This window comes from Parahoeflea halophila, assembly GCF_900220985.1.
In the GTDB taxonomy this organism is placed as follows: Bacteria; Pseudomonadota; Alphaproteobacteria; order Rhizobiales; family Rhizobiaceae; genus Hoeflea; species Hoeflea halophila.
On record NZ_OCPC01000001.1, the window covers coordinates 1072707 to 1089312 of the forward strand.

The following is a 16606-nucleotide window of genomic DNA, read 5'->3' on the forward strand; positions in this document are numbered from 1 at the left end:
TATCTCTTCCTGAGTGTGATCCTCTTAAATACCATCTATACCTCGATCATTAGGTTTATCACAAATAGCATCATCTGCATCGACACCTTCTAAACGGAATATATTTTCGAGAAACCAATTTAGGAAAGATATAGCTTCGCCCCGTCCTTTTTCTTCATAAACAGCCAGCGAATTCTTGAGACTTGAATAAGTAAGGTCTTCTGGTTTCATTTTCAGCACGACTCAATCTGTGGACGAGATTATCTACCAATAATCCCCGTAGTCCATTTTGCAAGCTCCTATTGCGGAGCATTCAGCGCGCGTCTTTAACGCCAATTTGAACGCCAATTTGCGTTGGGGTGGCAAGCTCACGCGATGGAGAACACAGCCGGCGGAAACCCTTTTGGTCAGATAGTGCACGCGCCCTCCCCAATCTCCCCCCTTGCGGGGGAGATGTCGCCGTAGGTGACAGAGGGGGGTGACGCCGCAAACACGGAAGCTGGATCAATACCCCTCTCTGCCTGTCGGGCATCTCCCCCGCAAGGGGGGAGATCGGACGTTGCGCCCGCAGCACCCCACCTCCCCCTTGAGGGGAGGTCGGAGAGACAAGCGTGAGCGCAGGCGATCCGGGTGGGGGTATTTTGGCAGGGCGATAAGCCGCCATCGACATCAATGCCGAGGCCTACCCCCACCCCTGACCCCTCCCCTCAAGGGGGAGGGGAAAAGCGGCCCATTCCAATCAAAACAACCCCTTATCCAAAACCCACGCCATTTTCATCCCCACCTTCCGCCCCCATGCCATACTTCGTCCGCTCCCGCTGCCGGATGGATCGCGAACGTGGTCGACCAGGCGGGAGGAAGGCCTTTTGCGGATCTGGCGTAACGTGCGGCAGGGCGCTTGAGGAGGCGGAGGCCATCGGGGTTCCGCTGGCGGGCGGGTCTCACGGAGACACGTGCAAAGCCAGCCACCGGGCCGGCAGCCGTTTTCGCAAACGCCATCGCGGCGGAAGACGGCAGCTCCGGTCCGGGCCTGTGGCGGACATGACGTGCTCAACCAGGCACGTCAGGGTCCGTGCCGGAACCTCGAGAACCACTCCCGCGGTCAGTCCAGACCGCGGCCGGAGCAATCCGGACGGGGATACCACCCCGGGAGTGCGAGGTACTGCCTGTCGGATGCGGACATCATCCGGCGACAATCGGGCCGCGCGCGAGCCGCGCCACCGCTTCTTATCCATTCCGTAAGGCAAAGCCCGCGTGCGGCCCTCCGGACCTGAATGGATCAAACCCGCCGGCGAGTTTTCGCGCGCGGGGGATCTGGCGTGGGGATGGACCGAAAAGAAGGCCCCTCCCCAACCTTGCCGTGGCTCGCCCCGGCAAGGTTGGGGAGGGGTTCTTTGACCAACCACCATCCCCCTTTTTCACCCCAATTCCGCATCAGCCCTTGCCTATGACAGCCGATTTCCCTAATTCCCCCTGACGCATGATCCCCGGCAGAGCCGGACGCGCGCCCGAACCCACCGCCTGCGCCACACCGCCCCTCCCCCTTATGACCAGGATGGATGAGACCGTGATCCAGACCCCCTATTATCTGATCGACAAGTCCAAGCTTCAGATCAACATGGAGAAGATCGCGCGCCTACGCGAACTCTCCGGCGCCAGGGCGCTGTTGGCGCTGAAATGCTTTGCCACCTGGGGCGTGTTCGATTTCATGGCCGATTACATGGACGGCACCACCTCGTCCTCGCTCAACGAGGTGCGGCTCGGCCGCGAGCGCTTCGGCAAGGAAACCCACGCCTATTCGGTCGCCTATGCCGATCACGAGATCGACGAGGTCGTCTCCCATGCCGACAAGATCATCTTCAATTCCATAAGTCAGCTCAATCGCTTTTCGGATCAGTCCAAGGGCATCATCCGCGGCTTGCGGCTCAATCCCGGCGTCTCGTCCTCGACCTTCGATCTCGCCGATCCGGCGCGGCCGTTCTCGCGGCTCGGCGAATGGGACATCGAGAAGGTCGAGCCGGTGATGGAGATGATCTCCGGCTTCATGATCCACAACAACTGCGAAAACGGCAACTTTGCCCTGTTCGACCGCATGCTCGGCGACATCGAGCAAAAATTCGGCCCGCTCTTGAAGAAGGCCGAATGGGTCAGCCTCGGTGGCGGCATCCATTTCACCGGTGCCGATTATCCACTGGAACAGTTCGCCGAACGGCTCAAGCGCTTTGCCGGCGAATTCGATGTGCAGGTCTATCTCGAGCCCGGCGAAGCCTCGATCACCAGGTCGACGACGCTGGAAGTCACGGTGCTCGACACACTGTTCAACGGCAAGAACCTGGCCATCGTCGACAGCTCCATCGAGGCTCACATGCTGGATCTCCTGATCTATCGCGAATCCGCCAAGATCGAGCCCAACCAGGGCGATCACCGCTACATGATCTGCGGCAAGTCCTGCCTTGCCGGCGATATCTTCGGCGAGTTCGATTTCCCGTCCGAACTGAAGATCGGCGACCGGATTTCGGTTCAGGACGCTGCCGGTTACACTATGGTCAAGAAGAACTGGTTTAACGGCGTGAGAATGCCGTCAATCGCCATCCGCGAGCTGGATGGCAGCATCAGAACGGTCCGTGAGTTTGATTACGCGGATTTCGAACAAAGCCTCTCGTAAGGCATCTGACGATTGGACGTAAGGAGTTAGTCCCCATCATGAAGAAGAATGTCCTCATCATCGGCGCCGGCGGCGTCGCACAGGTCGTCGCCCACAAATGCGCCCAGAACAATGACGTACTCGGCGACATCAACATCGCCTCGCGCACAAAGGAAAAATGCGACGCCATCATCGCCTCGATCGGCGAAAAGAACGCCATGAAGACCGACGGCGTGCTTGCCGGTCATGCGCTCGATGCGATGGACATCGAGGCCACCAAGGCGCTTATCAAGCAGACCAACTCCGAGATCGTCATCAATGTCGGCACCGCCTTTCTCAACATGTCGGTGATGCGCGCCTGTCTCGACACCGGCGCTGCCTATATCGATACCGCCATCCACGAAGAGCCGGGCAAGATCTGCGAGACCCCGCCCTGGTACGGAAACTACGAATGGAAGCGCGCCGACGAGGCCGCCGAAAAGGGTGTCACCGTCATCCTCGGAGCCGGTTTCGATCCGGGCGTCGTCAACGCCTATGCGGCGCTGGCCAAGAACGACTATTTCGACAAGGTCACCGATGTCGACATCGTCGACATCAATGCCGGCAGCCACGGCAAGTATTTCGCCACCAATTTCGACCCGGAGATCAACTTCCGCGAATTCACCGGCGTGGTCTATTCATGGCAGAACGGCCAGTGGCAGACCAACAAGATGTTCGAGATCGGCAAGACCTATGACCTGCCGGTCGTTGGCCCCTCGACAGCCTATCTCTGCGGTCATGACGAGGTCCACTCGCTGGCCAAGAACATGGACGGCGCCGATGTGCGCTTCTGGATGGGCTTTGGCGATCACTACATCAATGTCTTCACCGTGCTGAAGTCGATCGGGCTTCTGTCCGAGCAACCAGTCAAGCTCGCCGACGGCTCCGAAGTCGTGCCGCTGAAAGTGGTCAAGGCCTGCCTGCCCGACCCGGCTTCGCTGGCGCCCGAATACACCGGCAAGACCTGCATCGGCGATTTCGTCAAGGGCTTGAAGGACGGCAAGGAGCGCGAAGTCTTCATCTACAACGTCGCCGACCACAAGGACGCCTACAACGAAGTCGGTTCCCAGGGCATTTCCTACACCGCCGGCGTCCCCCCGGTTGCCGCCGCCATGCTGATCGCCAGCGGTGAATGGGACGTCAAGCGGATGGCCAATGTCGAGGAACTCGACCCCAAGCCGTTCCTCAACATCCTCAACAATATCGGCCTGCCGACCCGCATCAAGGACGAGAACGGCGACCGCGCGCTGGATTTCTCGTAAACCCCGGCATAAGCGGCCTCAGGCCGCGCAATAACGGACCACCATCAAACCCCCGCTGCTCAGCCCGCGGGGGCTTTTTCATGGCTGTGTCAACGCATGTGCCGGTAGACCGCAACCTCGGGCCGGCAGTCAGGAGCGGCCATAGTGCGACATCGTGGCGGAACATTCCCAGGCTTCCGCCCGGCAAGCCTCCGGTCTCAAGCGGCGCCATCAAGGGCGTGCCTCACCATGTCTGAAAAATCCGAGCGGACACAGAAACGTTTTCCGCCCCGTGCCATGGAATGTTAGACTTTAAGACGCTAATGCATGTCGCGTTCAAATGGATTCATTTGAACGATAACGTACATGCATTATCTAAGTGTCCTGCAGCGAGTTTTGCGCATCCGGTTGGATGCGCGGCGCTGTAGGTAACACAGCAGGGAAGCAAGCGAAGCTTGTTCCGCAAAACACCGGCCTGGATGCAGCTTTTGGAACCCTGGACATGAAAGCCATAATAGATGAAGCCTGAAGTGCCGGTGCTCCCGCACACGCCCGGCACGGGTCAGGTCAGCACCCCGGTCTCCCGCCTTACCAGCCTCGGCTGGCAGCCCTTCTTCGCAAGCCAGATCAGCATTGATGAGCTGACCGAAACACCGCCGGTCCGGGTCACCGAGGTTCACCGCAGCGGGCTTCGCGTGCTCGGATACGATGTCGACATGATGGTGCCTCCCCGCGCCGAGGCCACGGTCGGCGACTGGCTGCTGCTTGATCGCGCGCTTCCCAGTGCAAGCCGGCTGCTTGAACGCAAGAGCCTGATCAAGCGCCGCGCCGCCGGCCACGACCGGTCAGTCCAGCTCATTGCCGCCAATATCGACACCGCCTTCATCGTCACCTCCTGCAATCTGGACTTCAACGTCGCAAGGCTCGAGCGCTATGTGGCGCTTGCCTTTGATGCTGGCGTCACCCCGGTGATCCTGCTGACCAAGCCGGACCTGTGCGATGACCCTGCCCCCTTTGTCGTTGATGCCAAGGCCATTTCCGCCGATGTCGCGGTGCTGACGCTCAACGCCAAGAGCGACGAACCACGGTCGAAACTCGCACCCTGGTGCAAGCCCGGCCAGACCATCGCCTTTCTCGGCTCTTCCGGTGTTGGGAAGTCGACTCTCACCAATTCACTGTCCGTCGGCGAAGTCGCCGCCACGCAAGCCATCCGCGAAGACGACGCCAAGGGCCGCCACACCACCTCGCACCGCCAGCTCCACATCCTGCCCAATGGCTGTGCCGTGCTCGACACGCCGGGCGTGCGCGAACTGCAGCTGACCGATGCCGAAGAAGGCGTGGCGGAGGTTTTCTCCGACCTTGACGAACTCTCACTCGAATGCCGTTTCAACGATTGCAAGCACATCAGCGAGCCCGGATGCGCGGTGCTGGCAGCACTCGAACGCGGCGACATCGACGCAGCACGGCTGGCGCGCTGGCGCAAGCTGGTGGCCGAAGACCAGCACAACACCGCAAGCCTTGCCCAGCGCCGTTCCAAAGACAAGGCGTTCGGCAAGATGGTCAGGCAGGCCAAGAAGCACAAATCGAGATAATCAGACGAAAAACCCCGCCGGCTCGCACCGGCGGGGCTTGAAAAGTCAGTCAGTGGACTCAGTCAGATCTCGGACTGGTTGGTGATGATCCGGCCCACCAGCCCGTACTCCTTGGCGTCCTCCGCAGGCAGCCAGTAGTCGCGGTCGATGTCCTTGGCGATCTTGTCTTCGCTCTGGCCGGTGGCCTTGGCGAAGATCTTGATCAGCCGCTTGTTCATCTTGATGATTTCGGCGGCCTGAATCTCGATGTCCGAAACCATGCCGCGGGTGCCGCCCGATGGCTGATGCAGCAGGAAGCGGGTGTTGGGCAGGCACAGACGCTGCTCCTTGGGCACCGACACATAGATCAGCGCGCCGGCGGAGGCGACCCAGCCGGTACCGATGATCCAGACCTTGGGCTTGATGAAGCCGATCATGTCATGGATCGAATCGCCCGATTCGACATGGCCGCCCGGCGAATTGACGAAGATGCGGATATCGTCGTCGCTGGCTGCGGCAAGGGCCGCAAGCTGCGCGCAGACCTTGTGCGCCAGTTCCTGGGTGATCCCGCCATAGATGAAGATCGAGCGCGATTTGAACAGGTTTGCTTCGGCTTCCTTGCCCAGCGGCAGTTCAGTCGTCTTGTCTTCTTCGTCGCTCATGAAGCAGTCTCCGTGTGTTTGCATGTCTCGCAGATAGTACGAACCGGCGTGCGAAACAATGGCTGTAGGGCCAATCGGTTTCCAACATGCAAACGGCGCCACAGAAAACTGCAGCGCCGTCTGGTTGTCGATTGGTGTTTGCAGGCCCGTAATCAGGTCTACAGCCGATCGGGCGAACGCCCGTCAGCCGCGGGCAACGGCCCTGTCGCCACCCTGCTCGGGCCGCGGGCGGCGGTCGCCGCTGCGCTTGCGGCGGCGCGGCTTGGCGGCTGCGGGCTGGTCGCCATTCTGGTTGGCGGCCGCTGCCGGCTGGTGCCGGTTGGAGCCGGGCCTCCCTGGCTGCTGGCCATGGCCGGGCTTGCGCCCCTGGCCGCCGGACTTGTTGGCCGACTGGCCCTGGCGCTGGCCTGGATTGCGGCCCTGGCCTTGCGGCTTGGCGCCCTGTGGCCGCGCCCCCTGGCGCGGACGTGCAGTGCGGTTGAGCGGAGCGAAGTCGCCATCGGGATCGGCCAATGCATCGACATAGGTGCCTTCCGGCGCCTTCTCGACCGGGATCTCGCTCTTGAGCATCTTTTCGATGTCGCGCAGCAGCGAGCGCTCGTCCGGCGCGCAGAATGTCACGGCCGTGCCTTCGGCGCCGGCGCGGGCGGTCCGGCCGATGCGGTGAACATAGACTTCCGGCACATTCGGCAGCTCGTAATTGACCACCAGGGTCACGCCCGGCACATCGATGCCGCGGGCGGCAATATCGGTGGCGATCAGCACCGGTACGGTGCCAGCGCGGAAACCGGCCAATGCCCGCTCGCGCTGACCCTGGGACTTGTTGCCATGGATGGCTGCTGCGGCAATGCCGTCAGCGTCAAGCCGCTTGACCGCCTTGTCGGCACCGCGCTTGGTGCGGGTGAACACGATCACGCGCTCGCCCTTGCGCTCTCGGATCAGGCCGGCAAGCGCACCCATCTTGTGCGCCGCCTGCATGTGCATGACCGAATGCTCGACGCGGTCGGCGGTCTTCTTGGCCGGGATCACCGACACTTCGACCGGGTCCTTCAGGTGGCGATCGGAAAGCTGGCGGATTTCCTTTGGCATCGTGGCCGAAAACAGCAGCGTCTGGCGCGTGTTCGGGGTCATCGCCAGCAGCCGCTTGATCACCGGCATGAAGCCGATATCCATCATCTGGTCGGCCTCGTCGAGCACCACAACCTCGATCTCGTTGAGCGAGACAGCGCGCTGTTCGATCAGGTCCATCAACCGGCCCGGCGTAGCGACGAGGATATCGACGCCGGAGGCCAGCGCCTTGATCTGCGGACGGATCGACACACCACCGACAACGATGGTGGATGTCAGATGCAGCCGGCGGCCGTAATCGCGGACGCTCTTGGCGATCTGGGCGGAGAGTTCGCGCGTCGGCGACAGGATCAGCGCCCGCACCTTCTTCGGCGCGGCCTTCTTGCCGGGTGCCAGGCGGTGCAGGATCGGCAGCGAAAAGGCTGCGGTCTTGCCGGTACCGGTCTGGGCCAGGCCGATGACGTCGCGGCCTTCGATCACCGGCGGGATCGCCTGAACCTGGATCGGTGTCGGCGTCGTCAGGTGCAGACCGTCAAGCGTGTCGAGCAGGGCCTTTGAGAGGCCGAGTTGGGAAAACAACATGGAATAACTTTCAAGATTCTGGGCATACATCGGGGCGCACGCTGTGCGTCGCCAGTCGCGGACCATGCCCTGTCACAAAGGATCCTCCGGCTACGGCAACGCCGCAAACGGTGGAGTTCGGGTTGGGCGCATCGCCGCTGGCCGATGCGAAAATTTCGAGGTGGATCTCAGGGGAAGTCAGAACACACTCATCACGAGGGAGGCGTGCAGCGGCCGATTGGGCCCCTATCCAGTTGCGCCCCTTAGGCCTGACAAATGCGGCCATGTCAAGGCGTGCGGGCCGCATTCCGCCGCCGCGCAGCAGACAGGCTTAACGGCTGACGCCCTTTTCACCCTCCAGCGCCACATTGGCAGCAACACTGCGAATTGACCTGCCCGGCGTCAGCGCAATGGCGGAAACAACGATCGCGCAGGCGACCCATTGAGTCAGGCCAACCGGTTCGGCAAAGGCAAACCAGCCCACCAGGAACATCGTCGGCAGCTCGAAACTGCCGGCAATCGCCGTTCGCGCGGTGCCGATCACGGGGGCTGCCACCGTAAAGAGCAATTGCGGCACCAGGGCCGAGCCGAAAGCAATGCCCATCACCAGCCACCAGCCTGAAGCGGTGAATGGAACCAGTCCCGCGAGAGGCGTCGCCGCCATCAGCGGCAGCAGCCCGATCACCGAACCCAGGCTGGCACTGGCAATCCGCAGCACCGGGCTTAGCACCGAAAGCTTGTGAACCAGCACATTGATGCCAAAAGCGAAACCCAATGGCGCCGCCAGCGACAGCACCAGTGCAGGCACTTGCTGGGCAGAAATCACGTCCGGGGACGTTGCCAGAAGCGCCGCGACGACAACCATCAGCGAAGCCAGGATGGCGCGCCGCTGCGGGACGTCGCCGAACATCAGCCAGGCGATCACCAGGGTGAAGACCGGATAGGTCATGTAGAGCACGCCAGCCGTGGAGACCGGGGCGACTTCCACCGCTCGCACATATCCGACCCAGCCGAGCCCCATGGCCATGCCGGCGGCCAAGCCCCACAGAAGAGGGTTCCGTTGGTTCCGCCCCCGCCAGACGAACGGCAACAACACGATGGCCGCGAAAGCGTAGCGGTAAAAGGCTATCGCGTGTGGCGCCATGCCCTCCGCCGTCAATGACCGGGCAAAATAGGGCACCAGACCGAAACCCACTGAAGCGGCCACCACCGCAAGTGTCGCAAGACCGGTCCCGAACAGTTGTGGGTGATTGGAATGTTCGATGTTCATGCCGGGTCAGTAACAGCGGGTACCGGCACGAGCAATCCGTGGTGTCCAGGCAGGGTGCGCAAAATTCTGCAGCGGCGCGCGTGCGCCAGACCCCATTTCAGATTGCCATCAGAGCGGCGCCGAAATACGCTTGAGTCGTTCGGGTTCCATGAAGGCCAAGCCTTCGGGATGAAAAGGGAACACGGTAGGGACGACCCAAAAACGGGCCCGATCCGTGGCTGCCCTCGCAACTGTGAGCGTGAGCCGCATCCGAAATGCCACTGGGAGACCCCGGGAAGGCGGATGACGGCAACAAAGCGCGAGCCAGGAGACCTGCCCGGACTTCGGGGAAGCCAAAATCAGCTTCCGAATTCAATCTGTCGCACGAAGGGTGCGGGAAGGATTACAACATGCATATCGAACCTGGCGTCGTTGACGGCGCAAAACTTGTCCTGAGCTACGCGACCGCAGCCGCTGCCGGTGGTCTGCTTCTGAAAATGTCCTGGGACACGATCCGCAAGGATGGCGGCGTTGCAGCGCTCGGCATCCGCTCGGTGATCACCACGTTGCTCGTGTTCTCGTTCTTCGAAATCCTGCCGCACCATCCGGTTGGCGTCTCCGAAGTCCATTTCATTCTCGGCTCGACGCTCTATCTGCTGTTCGGCGGCGGTGCGGCGGCCATCGGGCTGGCGCTGGGGCTCTTGGCGCAGGGCGTTCTCTTCGCCCCCTTCGACCTGCCGCAATACGGCATGAACGTCACCACGCTGCTGGTTCCGCTCTACGCCATGTCGCTGATTGCCAGGCGCCTCATCCCGGAAGGCACCGCCTACAAGGACGTCTCCTACAAGCAGGCGCTGGCGCTTTCGACCAGCTACCAGGGCGGCATCGTCATGTGGGTGGGCTTCTGGGCGCTTTACGGCCACGGCTTCGGGGCAGAAAATCTCTCGCAGATCGCAGCCTTTGGTGCGGCTTACATGCTGGTCATCATCATCGAACCGATCGCCGACCTGGGTGTTCTGGCACTGGCCAAGTCCATTTCCGGCCTCAAGGACAACCCGGTTGTGACCGGACGGCTGCACGGCCACGCGGCCTGATCAGCCCCAATCGCTTCGACGAGCCGCGCGGACACCCGCGCGGCTTTTTTGTGCCGCCGGCAGGGTTTCCAAATCAGATGCAAATCGATCTGGAGAATCACGCTGTTTGCGCCTAGCCTGCCGGGCAGGAACTCAGACAGGAACCAATCCATGAACATCGACATGATCCGCGCGGCACAGGAGCGGCTGGATGGCCATGCCCGGCGCACACCGCTGCTCAACTCGCCGTTTCTCGACGAGATCGCCGGGCGGCGGCTCTGGATCAAGCCCGAGTGCCTGCAGCATACCGGCAGCTTCAAGTTCCGCGGCGGCTGGTCGGCACTCTCGGCCATGGAACCGGAGGCACGCGAGCGCGGTGTCATCGCCTTCTCCAGCGGCAACCACGGGCAGGGCGTGGCGCTGGCGGCTGCCCGGCACGGTGCGCCGGTGGTCATCGTCATGCCCTCAGATGCCCCGAAACTGAAAATCGACAACACTCGTGCACTGGGCGCGGAAGTGGTGCTCTACGACCGTGCGAACGAGGACCGTGACGCAATCGCCGCACAACTCTCGGCCGAGCGCGGCCTGACGCTGATCAAGCCCTTTGACGAGCCCCAGGTCATTGCCGGCCAGGGCACCTGCGGACTGGAAATCGCCGAACAGGCCAAGGCCGAAGGCATCGATAAAGCCGATGTGCTGGTCTGTTGCGGCGGCGGCGGCTTTGCATCCGGCATGGCACTGGCGCTGGAAGCCGATGCCCCGGGCCTGCGGGTGCGCCCGGTGGAGCCAGAGGGCTTTGACGACATGGCCCGCAGCCTGGCCTCCGGCGTGATCGAAAGCAACAGCCGCCGCGCCGGTTCGCTCTGCGACGCCATCATCACCCCGCAGCCGGGAGACCTGACCTTCCCGATCCTGTATCAGCTTGCCGGCCCGGGAATTGTCGTCACCGAGGACGAGGCGCTTCGCGCCATGGCGCTTGCCTTTTCCAGGCTAAAGCTTGTCGCGGAACCCGGCGGCGCCGTAGCCTTGGCCGCCGCACTGTTTCATGGCAGCGACATCGAAGGCGAGGATGTGATCGCCACCATCTCCGGCGGCAATGTCGATGCGGAGGTGTTCCGCATGGCACTGGAACGCTTCGGCGCATAAGCTTCAGCTGAGCACCACCCCCTCGTCCTTGGCCTTGTGGCCGGGCTCGACATGAATGATCACCTGCACCCCCGCCACGGCCTGTTTCAGCGCCGATTCGAGCCGGTCGCAGATGTCGTGCGATTGTTCCACCGTCATGCTGCCATCGACGACCAGATGAAACTCGACGAAGGACACACGGCCCGCCATCCGGGTGCGGATATCATGCGCCTCGATGGCGCCGTCCGCCTCAGCCTTGATGATGTCGTGAATGCGTTGTTCATCGCCCGGATCGATGGCCCGGTCCATCAATCCGCCAATGGATGATGAAATCACCTTCGAGCCTTGCCACAGCACATTGCACGCGACAATCAGCGCCAGCAGCGGATCGAGCCGCGGCTGATCGAGTGCCAGCGCCAGGCCGAGCCCGGCAATCACCCCGACCGAGGTGACCACATCCGACAGGATGTGATGGCCGTCGGCCTGCAACGCCGGCGACCGGTGCCGGCGGCCAAAGCGCAGCAACACCGCAGCCCAGACGCCGTTGAGCACGGCGGCTGCGGCGTTGACAGCAAGACCGAGACCGGGCGCCTCGATCCGTTTGGGCGCCAGCAACCCGCCAATGGCCTCGTTGACGATCAGCAATGCGGCGACGACGATCAGCACGCCCTCAAGCACGGCCGAGAAATACTCGGCCTTGTGGTGCCCATAGGGATGGCCGAGATCAGCCGGTTTCTGCGCATAGCCGATGGCGACAAAGGCCGCCAGCGCGGCAATCACGTTGACGATGGATTCAAGCGCATCCGAGTAGAGCGCGATCGAGCCGGTTACGTACCAGGCGACAAATTTCAGCCCCATCACCCCGAACGCCAGCGGGATCGACCAGAAGGCCAGCCGGCGGATGGTCCTTGAGGCATGAGGCATGACGGCTAACCCTGAAGGGACGCGATATAGGCGATGATGGCATCAGCCTGGTCCGGTGTGGCGATGAATTCCGGCATCTCGGGATGACCGCTGTAGATCCGGCCATCGGAGAATGCCTCTTCCAGCGCATCCATGGGAAAGCGCTCCGACAGCCTGCGAAACGCCGGCGCTGCCTGATGCGGACTGGCATCGGCCGGCCCCACCGCGTGGCAGTTGCCGCAATTGATCTCGACCAGTTCCTGCCCCGCCCTGAGTTCATCGACAGGTTGCGCCAGTGCCGAACCGGCGGCGACCAATTGCGTGAGGACCGCAAGCATGAAAGCTGCAGCAACGCCTGCGCTCCTCACATGGCGTCGCATCACGCCGCCTCCACCTTGCTGCGGCGCGCCAGATGCGCGACCACGTTCTCGATCATTCGCATGCCGGCATCCTGACCCAGGGTCATGATCGATTCGGGGTGGAACTGCACCGCGGCGATCGGCAGGCTTTCATGTTCGATCGCCATCACCACCCCGTCATCGCTTTCGGCCGTCACCCGAAACTCCTTCGGCAGGCTGGCGTAATCGGCAAAGATCGAATGGTAACGCCCGACCGTCACTTCCCTCCCCAGCCCGGAGAAGATGACGCCATTCGACGACACCCGGATCCGCGACGGCTTGCCGTGCACCGGCACTGCGAGTTCGCGCAGGGCACCGCCAAAGCTCTCGGCCAGTGCCTGCAACCCGAGGCAGACGCCGAACACCGGAAGTTCACGCGCCCGGATCTGCTTGATGGTGGACGCGCAGTCGAAATCCTTCGGGCTTCCGGGCCCGGGCGACAGCACCACCAGATCCGGCGAAACCCGGTCGAAGACATCATCAGCCACCGGCCCGCGCACCGTGGTCACCTTGGCCCCGGTCTGGCGGAAGTAATTGGCCAGCGTGTGAACGAAGGAATCCTCGTGATCGACCAGCAGGATCGAGATCCCCTCGCCCACTTTGGCGGTTTCGCGGGCAGATGAACCGGCATTGCCCAGCCGCGCATCGCGGATCGCCGACAACATCGCCGAAGCCTTCAATTCGGTCTCGGCTTCCTCTTCCTCGGGATCGGAATCAAACAGCAGCGTCGCCCCGGCCCGCACTTCGGCAATGCCGTCCTTGATCCGGATCGTTCTGAGTGTCAGCCCTGTGTTCATGTCGCCATTGAAGCTGACCATGCCGACGGCGCCGCCATACCAGGCCCGCGGGCTCTTCTCGTTCTTCTCCAGAAAACGCATCGCCCAGAGCTTGGGCGCACCGGTTACCGTCACCGCCCAGGCGTGGCTGAGAAACCCGTCAAAGGCATCCATGCCGTCACGCAGCCGGCCCTCGATATGGTCGACCGTATGGATCAGCCGCGAATACATCTCGATCTGACGCCGCCCGATCACCTTGACCGATCCCGGCTCGCAGACGCGGCTCTTGTCGTTGCGGTCGACATCCGAGCACATGGTAAGCTCGGATTCATCCTTCTTCGAATTGAGCAGCTTGAGGATCTGCTCCGAATCCGAGATCGCATCCTCGCCGCGCTTGATGGTGCCGGAAATCGGGCAGGTCTCGATCCGCCGTCCGTTGACCCGGACGAACATCTCCGGCGAGGCGCCAACGAGATATTCCTGGTTGCCCAGATTGATGAAGAAGGAATAGGGCGATGGGTTGATGGCCTTGAGCCGCCGGCTGATCTCCGATGGCCGCGCTTCGCAACGCTCCAGAAAGGTCTGGCCCGGCACCACCTCGAACAGGTCGCCACGCTTGAAACTCTCCTTGGCACGTTTGACCAGCTCCGCATATTCGCCCGGCGTATGGTCGCCGCGTGCCGGGATGCTGCCGGCATGCTTGAACGGCTCCGGCGCTATCGTCGCGTCGCGGCCTTCCGTGGTCACGCCGTCGAGCGCGAAATCATAGCGGTCGATCCAGGCCTTGGCGGCGTGGTGATCGACCACCAGTATTTCATCGGGCAGGAACAGCAGCAGGTCACGCTGGTCGTCGGGACGTTTGAGCGACTGCGGCACCGGGTCGAACTGGAACGCCAGATCGTAGCCGAAGGCGCCGTAAAACCCGATATTGCCGTCTTCCGCCGAATGGAACTGATCGACAATCACCCGCAGCACGGAGAACACGGTCGGCGCGCGCGACCGTTCCTCTTCCGAGAAAACCCGGTCGGGCTCGGCGATGTCGATATGGATGAATTTCGGCTCCCGGCTCGAGACCGCGAATTCCGCATGCCCGTCAAGCCGGACTGCCAGAATGTCGAGCAGCGCTTCGCCGCGCCCGTTATAGGCTTCGACCTTGAGCTTCCGCCCTTGCGAGGAAATCCCCAGCGGCGGATCGACGATTGCGGTGTCCCAGCGGGTGTAGCGGCCCGGATACTCGTAGTTTGACGAAAACACCGCCCCGCGCCGGCTGTCGAGCGCGTCGATATAACTCGAGATCGCATCCGCGTAGGGCGTTTCGCGCCGCCGCCGCGTCACTGTCACACCGCCGCGCGTCGTATACTGTGCCGCGTTGTCTGAAACTACCGTCGTGCCCATTTCAAAACTCCGTTTGAACCGGTCCAGCAACCTGATCCGGCGGGGCAAACAAAAAGCCGCCGGACCTTGGGGTCCCGGGCGGCTTGTTGATCTTAAACGCGCATGCGTGGTCAGGGCCGCCTAGAAGCGAACCCACCACCAATTGTTCTGTGCCACGTGCATCGTCATGCCCAAGCTCTTAGCGCAGGCGGCGCAAAGCATCAAGTGCGATAACGGTTTCAGGCGTTTTCGACGTTGATGCGCCGCCAGATCGCTTCGGCGAAGGAATAGACCGAAAACAGGAAGAACCCCGCCCCGGTTGCAGCCAGCAGCCAGACGCCGAAAGGCAGGCCGGCGATGAAGTCGAGCGCATCACCAAGTCCCGCACCAGCGCCGTCGCCTTGCAAGCCGTACCGCAGCAGCAGGAAGGCGATGATCAGGAAGATCACGCCGCGGGCACACAATCCGCCGATGGCCGCAACATCGATCCATTTGGCTACCTTTGGCGAAGCCTCGATATGATCGCGATACTTGCGGCTGATAGCCTTCCAGATATGCGCCCCTCCGACGATGGCGAAAATGGCGCTCAGAGTGAGCGAGACCGGACCTGCGCCAATGAAACGGGCTGCTGTCTCGGCAAAGCCGCCTCCGGAACCTCCTCCAGAGGAAAAACTTCCGCCCCACCACAGCGAGAAGGCATAGGCCATCAGAAAGCCGTAGGAGGCCGCCGACCCGATCAGACCGGCGCGCACCGCCAGGCCGAACGGTTTTACCCCATGATCATCGGTGTCGAACACCGCCTGCACGAGACGCCACAGGCAATAGCCTGCCAGACTGACGATCAGCAGCGGCGCCAGGATGGCGCTTGCCGTAGATTGGGTGATGAAGCGCACTGCATCCTTGGAATCGCCGCCACTGCCCGTCGTCAAGGCCGCACTGACAATGAAAAATGCCAGCACCAGATAGACCAGCCCGCGTGCACCGTAGCCCAGCCGCGCGAATGGCTTGAACCAGTCGTGCCAAGTCGTGTCGTCAGCCATTGAAACCGCCATCACACAGTCCTTCCGCTTCGTCGTTGTATCATGTGGAAAACAAGCCAGGAAAAGCTGGCCCATGCAGCACCCAGCGCCCAGCCGGCTGCCACGTCGCTTGGCCAGTGAACACCCAGATAGACACGGCTGACGCCGACTATCACCGCAACCAACATGGCGACACCCAGGACGTAGGCCCTCGCCCGCCGGTTGTCGAGGAAACCGATCACGATGGCGGCCAGCGTCAGATAGGCCACGGTCGTCACCAGCGCATGACCGCTGGGAAAACTGGCGGTATGAACCGTATCGAGGTGGTCGACCAGGTCAGGCCGCGGCCGGGAATAGTATTGCTTGAGACTGTAGCTGATAAGAGCGCCACAGCCGACAGATATCACGGCGTAAAGCGCTGCGCCGTAATGCTTGGTCACGACGAAGAAGCCCGACACCGCAGCAAGCGTGAGCACGATCAACGGATATCCCCCGACCGCAGTCACCTCGACTGCCGTCTCCTGCAGCCACCCCGGCCCCAGCATGCGGGACGGGTCACCGGCGGCCCGGAACATCAGAAACAGCGTTTTATCGAACGTGCGGATTTCACCTTCAGCCACTTCATCGGCGATCTCGATAAAGCCGTAAACGCCCATCGTCACGATGCCGAGCAAGAACACCGGGAGACGGTTGGCGTTGCCGGTTTTGAGCCCGCGCACCAGCCAGTCTCTCAGTGTTCCCGAAATTTTATTGTCAGCCATCAAGTTTGCCAGCCCGTTGTCTCGTCACTAACATGAACACGCTAGCCGCGTCTTCGTTCCAAAATTTGCGGATCACGCGCGCCGCGCATTACTGTTTCGTAATCTGGCGGCCACCGAACGGAAAGGTGGCGTCTTTCACCCTGTAACCGTCCAGACAGTTGGG

General features: G+C 62.1%; 14 protein-coding genes and 1 riboswitch. Of the genes, 5 read left to right on the forward strand and 9 right to left on the reverse strand.

The window, feature by feature from the left end; all coding sequences use genetic code 11:
- Positions 1 to 24: 24 nt before the first annotated feature.
- Positions 25 to 210 (reverse strand): hypothetical protein, encoded by a 186-nt coding sequence (locus CRO46_RS20065; RefSeq protein ID WP_210421480.1) that lies wholly within the window; start codon positions 208 to 210, stop codon positions 25 to 27.
- Between the two features lie 1336 nt (positions 211 to 1546).
- Between CRO46_RS20065 and CRO46_RS05100 the strand changes: the two genes are divergently transcribed.
- The 3 genes from CRO46_RS05100 (at position 1547) to rsgA (ending at position 5495) form a co-directional block, all read left to right on the forward strand.
- On the forward strand, positions 1547 to 2644 hold the full coding sequence (locus tag CRO46_RS05100; RefSeq protein WP_097106517.1) for a carboxynorspermidine decarboxylase: 1098 nt from the start codon (positions 1547 to 1549) through the stop codon (positions 2642 to 2644).
- Positions 2645 to 2682: 38 nt separating this feature from the next.
- Entirely contained in the window at positions 2683 to 3924 is a 1242-nt protein-coding gene (locus tag CRO46_RS05105; RefSeq protein ID WP_097105624.1) for a saccharopine dehydrogenase family protein, read from the forward strand.
- Positions 3925 to 4421: 497 nt separating this feature from the next.
- Complete coding sequence (rsgA, locus tag CRO46_RS05110) at positions 4422 to 5495, forward strand: ribosome small subunit-dependent GTPase A (protein WP_097105626.1); 1074 nt, start codon at positions 4422 to 4424, stop codon at positions 5493 to 5495.
- Between the two features lie 62 nt (positions 5496 to 5557).
- Here the strand turns inward: rsgA and CRO46_RS05115 are convergent, their stop codons facing one another.
- The 3 genes from CRO46_RS05115 to CRO46_RS05125 form a co-directional block, all read right to left on the reverse strand.
- On the reverse strand, positions 5558 to 6136 hold the full coding sequence (locus tag CRO46_RS05115; protein ID WP_097105627.1) for an ATP-dependent Clp protease proteolytic subunit: 579 nt from the start codon (positions 6134 to 6136) through the stop codon (positions 5558 to 5560).
- Positions 6137 to 6319: 183 nt separating this feature from the next.
- On the reverse strand, positions 6320 to 7786 hold the full coding sequence (locus tag CRO46_RS05120; protein WP_244577765.1) for a DEAD/DEAH box helicase: 1467 nt from the start codon (positions 7784 to 7786) through the stop codon (positions 6320 to 6322).
- A 310-nt stretch (positions 7787 to 8096) separates the two neighbouring features.
- On the reverse strand, positions 8097 to 9035 hold the full coding sequence (locus tag CRO46_RS05125) for a DMT family transporter (protein ID WP_097105630.1): 939 nt from the start codon (positions 9033 to 9035) through the stop codon (positions 8097 to 8099).
- A 124-nt stretch (positions 9036 to 9159) separates the two neighbouring features.
- A riboswitch (cobalamin riboswitch) is annotated at positions 9160 to 9369 on the forward strand.
- Positions 9370 to 9424: 55 nt separating this feature from the next.
- Here CRO46_RS05125 and CRO46_RS05130 point away from each other — a divergent pair.
- Both CRO46_RS05130 and CRO46_RS05135 read left to right on the forward strand, forming a co-directional pair.
- On the forward strand, positions 9425 to 10108 hold the full coding sequence (locus tag CRO46_RS05130) for an energy-coupling factor ABC transporter permease (protein WP_097105632.1): 684 nt from the start codon (positions 9425 to 9427) through the stop codon (positions 10106 to 10108).
- 150 nt (positions 10109 to 10258) lie between these two features.
- On the forward strand, positions 10259 to 11233 hold the full coding sequence (locus CRO46_RS05135) for a threonine ammonia-lyase (protein WP_097105634.1): 975 nt from the start codon (positions 10259 to 10261) through the stop codon (positions 11231 to 11233).
- A gap of 3 nt (positions 11234 to 11236) precedes the next feature.
- Here the strand turns inward: CRO46_RS05135 and CRO46_RS05140 are convergent, their stop codons facing one another.
- The 5 genes from CRO46_RS05140 to CRO46_RS05160 all read right to left on the reverse strand — a co-directional run bounded on the left by CRO46_RS05140 (position 11237) and on the right by CRO46_RS05160 (position 16443).
- Positions 11237 to 12136: a cation diffusion facilitator family transporter gene (locus tag CRO46_RS05140; RefSeq protein ID WP_097105635.1), complete on the reverse strand. Its 900-nt coding sequence runs from the start codon at positions 12134 to 12136 to the stop codon at positions 11237 to 11239.
- Between the two features lie 5 nt (positions 12137 to 12141).
- Positions 12142 to 12495, reverse strand: coding sequence for a c-type cytochrome (locus tag CRO46_RS05145; protein WP_244577766.1), 354 nt, complete (start codon positions 12493 to 12495; stop codon positions 12142 to 12144).
- Positions 12495 to 14684, reverse strand: a complete 2190-nt coding sequence (locus tag CRO46_RS05150; protein WP_097105637.1) for an anthranilate synthase — start codon at positions 14682 to 14684, stop codon at positions 12495 to 12497. Before CRO46_RS05150 ends, CRO46_RS05145 begins: the two co-directional genes overlap by 1 nt.
- A 218-nt stretch (positions 14685 to 14902) precedes the next feature.
- On the reverse strand, positions 14903 to 15715 hold the full coding sequence (locus CRO46_RS05155; RefSeq protein ID WP_179758955.1) for a DUF1206 domain-containing protein: 813 nt from the start codon (positions 15713 to 15715) through the stop codon (positions 14903 to 14905).
- A complete protein-coding gene (locus CRO46_RS05160; protein WP_097105640.1) occupies positions 15715 to 16443 on the reverse strand; it encodes a phosphatase PAP2 family protein in 729 nt (242 codons plus the stop codon). Before CRO46_RS05160 ends, CRO46_RS05155 begins: the two co-directional genes overlap by 1 nt.
- Positions 16444 to 16606: the final 163 nt, after the last annotated feature.

Coding starts and splice junctions, on each gene's coding strand:
- CRO46_RS05140 (WP_097105635.1), bottom strand. CDS start 12,136: ATGCCTCATGCCTCAAGGACCATCCGCCGGCTGGCCTTCTGGTCGATC.
- CRO46_RS05150 (WP_097105637.1), bottom strand. CDS start 14,684: ATGGGCACGACGGTAGTTTCAGACAACGCGGCACAGTATACGACGCGC.
- CRO46_RS05130 (WP_097105632.1), top strand. CDS start 9,425: ATGCATATCGAACCTGGCGTCGTTGACGGCGCAAAACTTGTCCTGAGC.
- CRO46_RS05115 (WP_097105627.1), bottom strand. CDS start 6,136: ATGAGCGACGAAGAAGACAAGACGACTGAACTGCCGCTGGGCAAGGAA.
- CRO46_RS05160 (WP_097105640.1), bottom strand. CDS start 16,443: ATGGCTGACAATAAAATTTCGGGAACACTGAGAGACTGGCTGGTGCGC.
- rsgA (WP_097105626.1), top strand. CDS start 4,422: ATGAAGCCTGAAGTGCCGGTGCTCCCGCACACGCCCGGCACGGGTCAG.
- CRO46_RS05125 (WP_097105630.1), bottom strand. CDS start 9,035: ATGAACATCGAACATTCCAATCACCCACAACTGTTCGGGACCGGTCTT.
- CRO46_RS05145 (WP_244577766.1), bottom strand. CDS start 12,495: ATGCGACGCCATGTGAGGAGCGCAGGCGTTGCTGCAGCTTTCATGCTT.
- CRO46_RS05105 (WP_097105624.1), top strand. CDS start 2,683: ATGAAGAAGAATGTCCTCATCATCGGCGCCGGCGGCGTCGCACAGGTC.
- CRO46_RS20065 (WP_210421480.1), bottom strand. CDS start 210: ATGAAACCAGAAGACCTTACTTATTCAAGTCTCAAGAATTCGCTGGCT.
- CRO46_RS05120 (WP_244577765.1), bottom strand. CDS start 7,786: ATGTTGTTTTCCCAACTCGGCCTCTCAAAGGCCCTGCTCGACACGCTT.
- CRO46_RS05135 (WP_097105634.1), top strand. CDS start 10,259: ATGAACATCGACATGATCCGCGCGGCACAGGAGCGGCTGGATGGCCAT.
- CRO46_RS05155 (WP_179758955.1), bottom strand. CDS start 15,715: ATGGCGGTTTCAATGGCTGACGACACGACTTGGCACGACTGGTTCAAG.